Source organism: Heyndrickxia sp. FW510-T9 (genome assembly GCF_058781025.1).
In genome coordinates this window covers 137,725-150,941 of sequence record NZ_JBYSWK010000001.1, presented here as the reverse complement: position 1 = coordinate 150,941, position 13,217 = coordinate 137,725, and the positions used below count along the sequence as shown (strand labels likewise).

The 13,217-nt window shown below is 35.6% G+C and carries 14 protein-coding genes; all 14 read right to left on the bottom strand.

Annotated elements, in window-relative coordinates:
- Positions 1-123: 123 nt before the first annotated feature.
- The 14 genes from rplS to fabD all read right to left on the bottom strand — a co-directional run bounded on the left by rplS (position 124) and on the right by fabD (position 13,113).
- Positions 124-468, bottom strand: a complete 345-nt coding sequence (rplS, locus tag AC3WJF_RS00740; protein WP_492449140.1) for a 50S ribosomal protein L19 — start codon at positions 466-468, stop codon at positions 124-126.
- 285 nt (positions 469-753) lie between these two features.
- Positions 754-1,488, bottom strand: coding sequence for a tRNA (guanosine(37)-N1)-methyltransferase TrmD (gene trmD, locus AC3WJF_RS00735; protein WP_492449139.1), 735 nt, complete (start codon positions 1,486-1,488; stop codon positions 754-756).
- A complete protein-coding gene (gene rimM, locus AC3WJF_RS00730) occupies positions 1,485-1,997 on the bottom strand; it encodes a ribosome maturation factor RimM (protein ID WP_492449138.1) in 513 nt (170 codons plus the stop codon). Before rimM ends, trmD begins: the two co-directional genes overlap by 4 nt.
- A gap of 11 nt (positions 1,998-2,008) precedes the next feature.
- Positions 2,009-2,395 carry a YlqD family protein gene (locus AC3WJF_RS00725; protein WP_492449136.1) on the bottom strand — a complete coding sequence of 129 codons (387 nt, stop codon included), beginning with the start codon at positions 2,393-2,395 and terminating at the stop codon, positions 2,009-2,011.
- Positions 2,396-2,558: 163 nt separating this feature from the next.
- Entirely contained in the window at positions 2,559-2,792 is a 234-nt protein-coding gene (locus tag AC3WJF_RS00720) for a KH domain-containing protein (RefSeq protein WP_492449135.1), read from the bottom strand.
- 14 nt (positions 2,793-2,806) lie between these two features.
- Positions 2,807-3,079 carry a 30S ribosomal protein S16 gene (gene rpsP, locus AC3WJF_RS00715; protein WP_492449133.1) on the bottom strand — a complete coding sequence of 91 codons (273 nt, stop codon included), beginning with the start codon at positions 3,077-3,079 and terminating at the stop codon, positions 2,807-2,809.
- 177 nt (positions 3,080-3,256) lie between these two features.
- Positions 3,257-4,597 carry a signal recognition particle protein gene (gene ffh, locus AC3WJF_RS00710; protein ID WP_492449132.1) on the bottom strand — a complete coding sequence of 447 codons (1,341 nt, stop codon included), beginning with the start codon at positions 4,595-4,597 and terminating at the stop codon, positions 3,257-3,259.
- Positions 4,598-4,609: 12 nt separating this feature from the next.
- On the bottom strand, positions 4,610-4,942 hold the full coding sequence (locus tag AC3WJF_RS00705) for a putative DNA-binding protein (RefSeq protein ID WP_492449289.1): 333 nt from the start codon (positions 4,940-4,942) through the stop codon (positions 4,610-4,612).
- Between the two features lie 99 nt (positions 4,943-5,041).
- Positions 5,042-6,031: a signal recognition particle-docking protein FtsY gene (ftsY, locus tag AC3WJF_RS00700; protein WP_492449130.1), complete on the bottom strand. Its 990-nt coding sequence runs from the start codon at positions 6,029-6,031 to the stop codon at positions 5,042-5,044.
- 157 nt (positions 6,032-6,188) lie between these two features.
- The gene (gene smc / locus AC3WJF_RS00695) at positions 6,189-9,767 is read right to left on the bottom strand and encodes a chromosome segregation protein SMC (protein ID WP_492449128.1); all 3,579 of its coding nucleotides are present in this window, start codon (positions 9,765-9,767) and stop codon (positions 6,189-6,191) included.
- Positions 9,768-9,825: 58 nt separating this feature from the next.
- Complete coding sequence (gene rnc, locus AC3WJF_RS00690) at positions 9,826-10,563, bottom strand: ribonuclease III (protein WP_492449127.1); 738 nt, start codon at positions 10,561-10,563, stop codon at positions 9,826-9,828.
- 518 nt (positions 10,564-11,081) lie between these two features.
- On the bottom strand, positions 11,082-11,315 hold the full coding sequence (locus AC3WJF_RS00685) for an acyl carrier protein (protein WP_492449126.1): 234 nt from the start codon (positions 11,313-11,315) through the stop codon (positions 11,082-11,084).
- 96 nt (positions 11,316-11,411) lie between these two features.
- Positions 11,412-12,155 (bottom strand): 3-oxoacyl-[acyl-carrier-protein] reductase, encoded by a 744-nt coding sequence (gene fabG / locus AC3WJF_RS00680; RefSeq protein WP_492449124.1) that lies wholly within the window; start codon positions 12,153-12,155, stop codon positions 11,412-11,414.
- 19 nt (positions 12,156-12,174) lie between these two features.
- On the bottom strand, positions 12,175-13,113 hold the full coding sequence (gene fabD / locus AC3WJF_RS00675) for an ACP S-malonyltransferase (protein ID WP_492449123.1): 939 nt from the start codon (positions 13,111-13,113) through the stop codon (positions 12,175-12,177).
- Positions 13,114-13,217 lie beyond the last annotated feature (104 nt).

Sequence of the window (13,217 nt, the reverse complement as noted above, 5' to 3'; positions counted from 1 at the left end):
TCTATATGTATTTATATGAACGAAAAGGGACTTGTCTCCAAGCCCCTTTTCAAAACGTTTTTCATTGATAAGTATGATAACGATTGTAGATTAAATTCTACTAATAGCCACCTACACTTACAATTAGCGGATTTCTTTAATACGAGCGGCTTTACCACGTAAACTACGTAGATAGTAAAGTTTCGCACGACGAACTTTACCGCGACGCACTACTTCTAGTTTCGCAATCTTAGGAGTGTGTACTGGGAACGTACGCTCAACACCTACACCATAAGAAATTTTACGAACTGTGAAAGTTTCGCTGATTCCACCACCGCGGCGCTTGATAACAACACCTTCAAATAACTGTACACGTTCACGAGTACCCTCAATAACCTTAACATGAACACGTACTGTATCCCCAGGACGGAATGCAGGAACATCACTGCGAAGTTGATCTTTTGTAATTTCTTCAATAATTTTGTGCATCGATTTCAACTCCTTCCAACAGATGCTCATACATATCAATCATTGTAGCGGAACATCGTTTTAACGTGATTTGGTCTTAAATCACAAAAGTAATATTAACATATCAATAGATATAATGCAATAAGAAATGTAGTAGCACCACCGAACTAACGTACGAAATTCGTAGTCTTCGACGCAAGATTTAGGATATAAGACGAAGTAGTCCACGACCGATTCCAGCTTACATAGATAGAAAACATAGAAATACGCTAGTTGATTGGCGCTGGAACTGGACAAACTAGTTTATTATTTATTTTCTTCTTCCCATTCGTCTATCCATTTTTGTTGTTCATCGGTCAAGGAATATCCTTCTAGTAAATCTTTCCTTCTCAAATATGTACGTTTTAATGATGCTTTTTCACGCCATTTCTCTATTTTCCGATGGTCACCTGACAATAGAATATCAGGCACTTTCATTCCTCTAAAATCTGCTGGCCTTGTATAATGAGGATGCTCTAGTAATCCAGTCGAAAAAGAATCTAATACAGGCGAATCATCATTTCCAAGTGCGCCAGGCAATAAGCGAACAATGCTATCCACTAATACCATTGCGCCAAGCTCACCGCCAGTTAATACAAAATCACCTATGGAAATCTCATCTGTTACTACATATTCCCTTATTCTTTCATCATAGCCCTCATAGTGTCCGCAAATAAAAATTAAATGATCTTCGTGTGACAATTCTTCCGCCTTTGATTGCTTAAAAGTCTCACCTTGAGGACACAGCAATATAATTCGAGGTTTTTTTTCTCCTTGCTTAAGGCTTTCCACCGCATCAAATATTGGTTGTGGTTTTAGAACCATACCTGCTCCACCACCATATGGGTAATCATCCACTGTTTGATGCTTGTTATCAGCAAATTCTCTATAGTTGATAACATTATATTTGACAATGTTTTTTTCCCTTGCTTTTTTTAAGATCGACGTTCCGAGTACTCCATTAAACATCTCAGGAAATAAAGTCAAAATATCTATCTTCATGATAATAGCCCTTCCATTGGCTCAATGATAATTCGCTTTTCCTGTACATTTATTTGTTTAACAATAGGTTCAATGTAAGGTATTAGATATTCCTTTCCTTTTTCCCCTTTTACTACCCACACATCGTTAGCCCCTGGAGTAAGAATTTCCTTCACTACACCAACAATTTCATTACCTGTTGTCATCACTTGACACCCAACTATTTCATGAAAATAAAATTCTCCTTCATTCAACGTTCCTAAATGCTCTTGAGATATTTTCAAAATACCATTTTTCCATTTTTCAACCTCATTAATATTTCCGTAACCTTCAAAGGTAAGCAGGTCAAAATTTTTATGTATACGATGGCTTTTTACAACTAAATTAATCGGTTTCGATTGTTCGTTCATAAATAAAGAAAGAGTGTTTCCGATTTTAAATCTTTCTTCCTTGAAATCTGTAATCGAAATAACACGAACTTCACCATTTAATCCATGTGTATTAACGATTTTTCCAACATTAAACCACATCTTTTTCACCTCTATCGTATTTCTGTGATGTACCCATCTTTCACAATAATCATTTTCTCAGTACAAATTTGATTCCAATCATCTCCGATTTCTATATCAATAACAGATTGGATATTTTGTTCAGTCACTTCACTTCCTAGTGGTAGGATACTCAGTTGTTCCATTTGAAACTCGACCAACTTTACTTTTTCTTGTCTAATATTAATTTCCTTTTCAAAGTGATTTTTTAAACTAGTTGGAGGGAATTTTTTTGTTTTTTCCAGTTTTTTTAATTCAAAACGCAGCTGGTCGCATTCTTTTTGAAACAATAATTTTTTCTCTTGATATGAATGGAATAATTTATTTTTACTAGTTTCCGTCAAAACTTGTTTTACAATTACCGATTGCAATATCTTCATCATCTACCTCCAATTAGTAGACTATACTTTAATTTATTATATTGGCCATAAGATTTTCAGATATGTAAAAAGGGAGGCTAATTTCTCCTCCCTTTTCATGATGTTTCAAAACATCTATTCATTGCTGTCTTAATCTATTTGGAATGTACAATCATCAAAAAAATCACTCTACAATTTCCAAATAAATTTTCTTATGTTGTTGTAAACCAGCACCGGCATAGACAACAGTTCGTATTGCTTTTGCAACACGGCCCTTTTTCCCAATCACTTTACCGATATCCTCCTGATGAACAGAAAGATTATAAGTTATTTGGTTGGGATCCTCGACCAATTCTACCCGAACAGCATCCGGGTGATCGACTAAGGGCTTAACAATTTGAATAATCAAATTTTGCATGTTGATTCACACAGTTACTTGCTGTATTTCGCGTTGTGGAATTTTTCCATGATGCCTTGTTTAGAGAATAAGTTACGTACTGTATCAGATGGTTTTGCACCAGTTTGTAACCATTTAAGCGCTAATTCTTCATCAATTTTCACTTCAGCTGGTTGAGCAACTGGATTGTAAGTACCTACTGTTTCGATGAAACGTCCATCACGTGGTGAACGAGAATCTGCAACTACAATACGATAGAAAGGAGATTTGTTTGCTCCCATACGTTTTAAACGAATTTTTACTGCCATTTTAAATAGCACCTCCGAATAGTTTTACACAAGATAATATGATATCAAAAAAGTATTTTGTTTGTAAAGTGTTTTTTCTTAACACTTTTTATTTATAGGTAAAAGGGAACAAACATATTACTATCTTTGTTACTTATGATAGCAATGCCTTGGTTTCCTTATTACTAACTTTAAGACTTACATAAACGGGAATTTAAAACCTTTCTTTTTCCCTTTTTGCATACTAGTCATTTGCTTCATCATTTTTTTCATTTCTTCGAATTGCTTTAAAAGACGGTTTACCTCTTGTACGGTTCTTCCGCTCCCTTTCGCTATTCGTTTCCTGCGGCCAGAATTAATAATTTCAGGATTGATTTTTTCCGCTTTTGTCATGGATTTTATAATGGCTTCAACATGACTAATTTGTTTGTCATCAATTTGAAGATTATTCAATCCTTTAATTTTATTAGCACCAGGCATCATTTTTAATAGTTCATCCAATGGACCCATTTTTCTTACCTGGCTTAACTGATCTAAGAAGTCATCAAAGGTAAACGATGCTGTTCGCATTTTTTGCTCAAGTTCTTTTGCTTTTTCTTCATCAACATTAGCTTGAGCTTTTTCAATTAAAGTAAGAACATCGCCCATTCCAAGGATTCTGGAAGCCATTCTTTCTGGATGAAAGGCTTCTAAAGCATCCAGTTTTTCCCCCATACCGACAAATTTAATCGGTTTTCCAGTAACAGAGCGAATGGAAAGTGCTGCACCACCACGAGTATCGCCATCTAATTTTGTTAAGACGACTCCTGTAATACCTAATTGTTCATTGAAACTATCAGCAACATTTACTGCATCTTGACCTGTCATAGCATCGACAACTAGAAAGATTTCTTCTGGAGTCGATAACTCTTTAATTTCCTTCAACTCATTCATTAGCTCGCCATCTATATGCAGACGCCCAGCTGTATCAATGAGTACATAATCATTATGGTCCACTTTTGCTTTTTCGATAGCTTGTCTTGCAATTTCGACAGGACTTACTTGATCACCAAGTGAAAAAACAGGCATACCTAGTTGTTTACCAAGTGTCTCTAATTGTTTTATAGCTGCAGGACGATAAATGTCAGCTGCTACTAGTAAAGGATTACGATTATGCTTTTTTCTTAAAAGATTCGCAAGCTTACCAGTGGTCGTTGTTTTACCGGCACCTTGCAAACCAACCATCATAATAACAGTTGGAGGGCGCTTAGAAACAGCTATTTGACTTTGTTCTCCGCCCATTAAGTTGGTAAGTTCTTCCTTTACCACTTTAATGACTTGTTGACCAGGAGTTAGGCTTTTCATTACCTCTTGACCAACAGAACGTTCACTTACTTTTTTAATAAATTCTTTCACGACTTTGAAGTTTACGTCTGCCTCTAATAATGCAAGACGTACTTCACGCATCATTTCCTTTACATCGCTTTCCGAAACTTTTCCCTTGCCGCGTATTTTCTGTATCGTATTCTGCAGTCGGTCGGCTAATCCCTCAAATGCCATACATGCCGCCTCCTAATCTAATTTCTCTAGCGCATCAATAAAAGGTAATAGTTTATTTGATAATTCGTCTTTACCAAGAATATCTCTTAAAGTATTTAATATTTTCGTGCGCTCTTTGAACTTTTGGAATAATAATAGCTTTTCTTCATATTCCTCGAGCATGTTTTCAGTACGTTTGATATTATCGAAAACCGCTTGCCGGCTAACCTCAAATTCTTCGGCAATTTCACCAAGGGAAAAATCATCTAAATAGTAGAAGGACATATAGCTTCGCTGCTTTGGAGTCAACAGCGATTGATAAAAATCAAACAAGTAATTCATTCTTGTTGTTTTTTCAAGCATGATTATCCTCCCCTTGTTAAGTGAAAAAGCTTTACATATGAAGAATACATATTTTTTCAACGTTTGTCAAGACAAAAACTTTACATATGAAAAAAACGGTGATTATTCTACTTCATTTTCAATAATTGTCGAGAATAATCCATACACATATTTTTCTGGATCAAATTCTTGTAAGTCATCCATTTTTTCACCAAGACCTACAAATTTAACTGGAATATTTAGTTCATTGCGGATAGCAAGAACAATTCCACCTTTTGCTGTTCCATCTAGTTTACTTAGCACAATTCCGGTTACATTCGTGACTTCTTTAAATGTTTTTGCTTGAAGCAATGCATTTTGACCAGTAGTCGCATCTAATACTAGCAACACTTCATGTGGTGCTCCAGGGATTTCTCTTTCAATGACACGCTTTACTTTTTCTAATTCATTCATCAAATTCACTTTATTTTGCAGACGTCCTGCTGTATCACATAGCAAGATATCCGCTTTCTTTGCACGAGCAGATTGAATAGCATCAAACATAACAGCGGCAGGATCGGATCCTTCGCTATGTTTTACTACATCCACGCCAACGCGATTTCCCCAAACCTCCAGCTGATCAATCGCTCCTGCTCGGAAAGTGTCCCCTGCAGCTAAAATAACATTCTTTCCTTGCTGCTTATACATATGGGCAAGCTTGCCAATTGTTGTTGTCTTTCCAACTCCGTTGACACCAACAAAAAGAATAACAGTAAGATCGTTCTCTTGTAGGTTAATATGGTTAGATGCTTTTTCTCCACCTTCATATATTTCCACAAGTTTTTCAGAAATAACGGACTGAACCTCTGATGGGTTTGAAATATTCTTTCTTTTCACTTCCATCTTTAATTCATCTATTAATTCCATAACTGTGTTAAAACCTACATCAGCTTGTATTAAAATTTCTTCTAGCTCTTCAAAAAAATCTTCATCAACTTTTCGATAGCGTGCGACCAGATCATTTACCTTATTCGCAAAATTATTTCTTGTTTTGGATAAACCATCTTTAAATTTTTCTGTAACTGTATCCGTTGATTTCGAAAACTTGTCTTTTAATTTTTGAAAAAAACTCAACTAGACTCACTCCCTCATTATGTGAGAAATTACTTTATAAAATATAGTATATTTTAGCAAATTAATAACGAATAATCATATAAATCTTAACCTTACCTAACTTCCAATCACTAGTTAATAAAAAATTGAAAGAGCAGTATCATTTGGAGGGTCTTAATTATACAGGAACAACTGGACTCTCAAGTTCATTCGTATCTTCTAACCTAACTGATACAAGCTTCGAGACACCAGATTCTTGCATGGTAATTCCATAAAGAACATCCGCTTCCTCCATTGTCCCTTTCCGATGTGTAATCACGATAAACTGAGTTTCCTGGCTAAATTGTTTTAAATATTTACTAAAGCGAAATACATTTGCTTCATCTAGCGCAGCCTCAACCTCATCAAGAATACAAAATGGTACAGGGCGAACTTTTAATATTGAAAATAAAAGCGCAATCGCAGTAAGTGCCCGCTCTCCTCCAGATAATAATCCTAAGTTTTGCAGTTTTTTACCAGGTGGCTGTGCCACAATATCCACACCTGTATTTAATAAATCATTCGGTTCAGTGAGTTTTAGCTCAGCACGTCCTCCTCCAAAAAGAGCTTGAAAAGTTGGTTCAAAATGAATACGGATAGCTGCGAACGTTTCTTCAAACCTACGCTTCATCTCTTCGTCCATTTCATCTATCACTTGGAAAAGCGTTTCTTTTGCCTCTAGTAAATCTGCTTGCTGCTCCATCAGAAAGTTATATCTTTCCGATACTCGGTCATATTCTTCAATAGCACCAATATTAACAGTACCAAGCTCATCTATAGCAAGCTTTATTAGTTTTACCTTTTTCCTAGCATCCTCCAAAGATAAATCTAGTGAGAAATCCTGTTTGGCAGCTTCAAAGCTTAATAAATACTCTTCTCGAAGGCGTGCAAGGCGATTTTCCAAGTCAACATCGAGGCGATTAATTTTTACTTCTACGTCTTTTAAAACCTCTATAAGCCCTTTATGCTGACGCTTTAATTCTTTCAAATTAAGTTCCAAATCCTCTAACTTCGTTTGCATTTGCACTCGTTCTTCTCTTCTTATAGAGATGAACTTTGTTGTTTCAAGCTTGTCCATCCTTTTCATTTCAGCCGCAATCGATAGTTCTTCTTCACCGAAATTGTTATTGGACATTTCGTTTTCTATCCAATTTAATTCATCTGTATATGAAGTATTTTTCTTTACAATTTCAACGTATTCTGTTTGTATGCGTTCAAGATTCTCTCTACTCATTACAAGCTGCTCATTTTTTACAGCAAGGTTTGCTTTTAGATCACTAATTTCACTTAATAATTCATCCTTCGATGAGATATCGTTATTCTTCTTAAGTGTTAACTCTTCTATTTCTTTTTCTAACCCAGCAATATTTTCGGAAACTTTCTGCAGGTGTTCTTCTAACTCTAATATTCGCGCCTCAACAGACTCCGTTGTCATTAACGACTCAGATTTTTCCATATCATAAATCATCAATCGTTCATTCATATTTTTTTCCGCTAATTCTATTTGCCTTAGTTCTGACTTCCATTCTTGCTCAGTAAACCGAAGCTGTTCTCCATGCTTTCTTATTTCTTCTAGCGAGTTTTCTTCTACTGAAACATCATGCTTAATAGTTTTGACAATTTGCTCAAGCTGAGAAGTTTTTTCCTCCATCGAATGAAGCTTCTTTTTTAATTCCTCTAGTTCTCCTTTTCTACTTATTAAGGAATTATTTGTTTGCTTCGTCGTTCCTCCGGTCATTGACCCACCTGGATTTACTACATCTCCATCTAGAGTAACAAGCCGGTATCGATATTGGAGAAGCTTTGCGATTTGATTAGCACCATGTAGAGTCTTTGTTATAACGACATTCCCCAGAAGGTTCGATACAATAGATTGGTATTTTTCATCTGTAGAGATTAATTCTGAAGCAATCCCTACAAAATCTGTATGTTTGCTAATGATCTCAACTTGTGGAGATGGAACTGATTTACCTTTAATGATATTAAGCGGTAAGAAAGTCGCACGACCAAAGCGATTATTCTTTAAATACTGAATCGCCCCCCGCCCATTTTCTTCAGTTAATACAACGATGTTCTGCATTGCACCACCAAGTGCAGTGTCAATTGCAGACTCAAATTCTTTTGGAACCTGTATTAATTCCGCAACCGCTCCTTCAATACCTTCAAGCTTAGAATTCTTTGCCTTAAGCACCTCGCGAACACCTTGGAAAAAGCCAGTATAATCCTCTTCCATTTCCTCTAATGTTTCTTTTCTTGATTTTGCTTTTTGTAAAAATTGATACGCTTGATAAAGAGTTGTTTCTTGTTTTTGATATTGATTTTTAAGCTCTTCCACTGTCTTTTGTTTTTCCCGATATTTATGTACATGCTCTTCTAATTGTACAACTACATCATTCAGTCGCTTTTCTACATCCTGCTTTTCTTCTTGAATTAATTTGCGTTGTTGTATATATTTTTGATTATCTTCGTCTAATTTACTTTTTTTAGTTGATTGAATCTTTAATTGTTGTCCTAATAATGACAGTTCGTTTTTCCCTGAAGCTTGTTCATTTAATAATTCAATGTAATCCCCTTTTAATGACTCAATCGTTTCCTCAATATTAATATTGAATGTGTTTAATTGATCATTTTTTTCTTTCAAATTACGTTTAATTTGTGCAGCTTCTTGAACATTTTTATCATATTCTTTTTTTAGAAGAGTGGTTTGTTCTTCTAATTTTTTTATTTTGTCAGTTGTTTCTAAAATATTTTTTTGCAATTGATCTTTATTATGAGTAGCATTCTTCTTTCTTTCTTTTAAAACTTCCTTACGCCCTTCTAATTTTTCAAGTTCTTCTGTAGCTGTTACTAAAACATTTTGGAGATCACTTATAGATTCATCAAGTGCAGAAAGATGGTCACGCATTTCCATCAGATTGGCTTCTTCCTTTTGAAGTTTAGTAGACATCGCCATCTCTTGATCTTGATATTTCTCCTGTTGTTTGTTTAATGTATCCCAATTTTCATGAAGGGATTCTATTTCTTTAACCGTAAGGGCTACCTCTACATTTTTAAGCTCTTCTTTTTTATCCAGATAATCTCTCGCTAATGATGCTTGAATTTTTAATGGTTCAACTTGATTCTCGAGTTCATGAAGAATATCGTTTACTCTGTTTAAATTTTCCTGGGTTTCGTTAAGTTTGGATTCAGCCTTTTTTTTACGATTTTTATATTTTAAAACACCTGCAGCTTCTTCAAAAATCGTACGGCGTTCTTCCGGTTTACTATTCAGGATTTCTTCTACCTTCCCCTGACTAATGATGGAAAAAGCCTCACGTCCCAATCCAGAATCCATAAATAAATCAATGATATCCTTTAAACGACAGTTTTGTTTATTAATATAAAACTCACTGTCTCCAGTTCGATAAACTCTTCTCGTAACACTAACCTCATTGTATTCTAGTGGTAGTTGATGATCCTCGTTATCTAAAGTAAGGGAAACCTCCGCGAAATTTAGCGATTTTCTAGTATCACTGCCTGCAAAGATGACATCTTCCATCTTTCCTCCACGAAGAGATTTTGCTGACTGTTCTCCTAATACCCATCTAATGGCATCAATTATATTACTTTTACCACTACCATTCGGTCCAACGACTGCTGTCACACCTGTTACAAAATCAACAGAAATTCTTTCAGCAAACGATTTAAAACCAATTATATCTAAACGTTTGAGGAACAATGTTTTCCCTCCTTAAGTTTGCTATTATCTTTTTATTACATGACAAAATTTGTTCAGCTTAAATTTTATTTAGTGTGCTAAGAGCAATTTGAGCAGCATGTTGTTCTGCTTCTTTTTTTGATCTGCCAGTTCCAATTCCGAGTTCAAGATTATTTAAGGAAACTCTTGAAACAAATTCTCTATTATGTGCAGGACCTCTCTCATCTAATACGGTATACTCTAACAAGCCTGAAGAATCTTTTTGTACAATTTCTTGTAATTGACTTTTAAAATCCATCACATGAGAAAAAGCACCTTCATTTACTTTCGGAAAAATAATTTTTTCCAAAAACTGAATCACTGTTTCAAGTCCTTGATCAAGGAATAATGCGCCGATAAAAGCTTCAAACACATCTGCCAAAAGGGCTGGCCTGCTACGACCGCCTGTCATTTCCTCGCCTTTACCGAGCAGAATATATTCACCAAAATTTAAGTCATTGGCGAAAGTTACAAGGGCAGGTTCACAAACAATGGCTGCACGAAGCTTCGTTAACTTTCCTTCGCTCATTGTTGGAAAGTGGTTAAAAAGGTACTGTGAAACGGTTAATTCTAAAACAGCATCACCTAGAAATTCTAATCTCTCATTATCCTGATGTGTTTTTTTACGGTGCTCATTCACATATGATGAATGAGTAAAGGCTTGCATTAATAACTTAGTATTAGAAAATTGGATTTTAATTTTTTCTTGGAGCTGCTTGAATTTTTCAGTTGTTATTAAAAAATCAATTTTTTCTTTTTCTCTATTTGTCTTACGCATATATTCTCCACCTTGATATAAAAGTCAATTATCAAAACTACATTTAAATTTTATTAAAAAATTTAGGGAAGTGCAAAAAGTGCTCAAGATTTTCAAAATACTTTGTCTCCAAATATTACATTATAGTAATTGTTACACATCGAAAATAACACTTTACGAGCAGCTGTCGTATCCCGATAAGCAAATGCCGCCTCTAAACTTTTCGGTTTGTTTAGAAGCGCTATTTGATCTCGCGGTACATAATGTGTTTGTCCTTTAATTGTCTAGCTACAACTGCTATCCACAAGTGGACTTCCGTGTCCTCCCTACGATAAGTAAACAGCTTCTCACCTTTAGGCTTACCAAGTTTCCTTTATCTCAGCCTAAGCCCTCATCATGTGAAATTGGCACTTTAATTTCAATAGGTGAAATTTGCACTTTAATTTCAATTGTCCGTAAGTCAATGATCAAGTCGTTTCCGTTTTTCTAATAGAAAAGCCCCGTTTATAATAAACGGGACACTGTAGTCATGTGAACGATTATTGCTGACTTTGTATGTAATTAACAGCGTCTCCAACTGTTGCAATTTTCTCAGCATCATCGTCAGAAATTTCCATATCAAATTCATCCTCAAGTTCCATTACAAGTTCCACAACATCTAGGGAATCTGCTCCAAGATCATCCTTGAAAGAAGCTTCTAGTTTAACTTGAGATTCTTCCACACCAAGACGATCAATAATAATTTTTGTTACACGTTCTAAAACATCTGACATTTGGTTCACCTCCCCTCAAGACATTATAGTGGATTTTGTCCTAATAATAAAGTGAAACTTCCATTTGGAACAATTTTTCTTTAAATGGCTGTTAAGCTACATTACCATTCCGCCGTCTACATGGATCGTTTGACCAGTTACATAATTCGAATCTTCTGAAGCTAGAAAAACTGCTACTTTTGCAACTTCCTGCGGTTGTCCTAAACGCGCTAAAGGAATTTGTTTTAGCATTTCAGCCTTCACATCCTCTGGAAGCTTTTCTGTCATATCAGTTGTAATAAAGCCTGGTGCAATTGCATTTGCGGTAATTCCCCTTGATGCAAGTTCTTTAGCAGTAGTCTTTGTTAGGCCAATAACTCCAGATTTAGCGGCAACATAATTAGCTTGACCCGGATTACCGCTAATAGCAACAATAGAAGCAACATTAACGATTTTTCCAGAGCGCTGTTTCATCATTTGACGTGTAACAGCCTTTGTTGTTAAAAATACACTTTTCAAATTCGTATTGATAACATCATCCCACTCATCATCTTTCATCCTCATTAGCAAATTATCTCTTGTTATCCCCGCATTATTCACGAGTATATCCAATTTCCCAAAATGTTGGATCGTATCCTTCACCATATTTTGAACTTCTTCACTATTTGCTACATTACATTGATAAACGAGAGACTTGCGACCCATTGCTTGAATTTCTTCTGCAACTTCCTTTGCCTTAGCTTCACTACCGGCATAATTGACAACAACATCTGCACCTTCTTTTGCAAATTCTAAAGCAATCTCTCGTCCGATACCACGTGAAGCACCTGTAACTAATGCTACTTTACCTTCTAATTTCATTCATATTCTCCTCCTTTTGTTAAGCTTTCAATTCTTCTACTACTTGGGCACAACTTTCCATATCTTGAATGGAGTATACCTTTACATCTTTGTTAATCTTTTTAATTAGTCCTGATAACACTTTTCCTTGACCTATTTCAACAAATGTATCTACACCAAGTTCTATCATTTTTCGTACTGAATCTTCCCATTGAACAGGAGAGTATAATTGCTCTATAAGTTTCACTTTGATTTCTTCCGAATTTGTCATTGGTTCTGCTGTAACATTAGCAATGACAGGTATTTGTGCATCTTCAACATTTATCTCCTGTAGCACTTGTTTAAATTTTTCAGCAGCAGGCTTCATTAATTGAGAATGAAAAGGACCACTTACTTGCAATGGAAGTGCACGCTTTGCTCCTTTTTCCTTCGCCAATGCGGATGCTTCCTCAACACCTTTGACAGTACCAGAAATAACGATTTGTCCAGGGCAATTAAGATTTGCTAGCTGTACAGAGTTTCCTTTTTCCGTAACTTCCTCAGTCACTTCTTTTAATATTTGTCGATCTAAGCCTAATACAGCAGCCATTGTTCCTTCCCCATTCGGAACTGCTTCTTCCATATACTCTCCACGCTTATGTACAGCATAAACGGCATCTTCAAAAGAAATAGCTCCAGCTGCTACTAATGCTGTATATTCTCCTAAACTATGTCCAGCAGTATAGTCTGGCTTAATACCAGAAGTTTGCAAACATTGCATGATAGCAATGCTAGTTGTTAACAACGCTGGTTGTGCATTTGAAGTTAAAGTGAGAGTTTCAATTGGGCCGTTAAAAATAATATCGGAAAGAGAATATCCTAAACGACTGTCAGCTTTTTCAAATATTGTTTTTGCGTTAGCATCTGCCTCTGCAACAGATTGTCCCATCCCTACTGATTGGGATCCTTGTCCTGGAAATACATAAGCTATCTTTTTCATTGTTCAACACTCCTTAAAAAGTTCTTAATAAAGTCGGTTTTCGCATAAATTTTTACGTGTAGTAATTTGATTTAAAGCCTAAGCGGGCTTGGTTTCGAGGCATC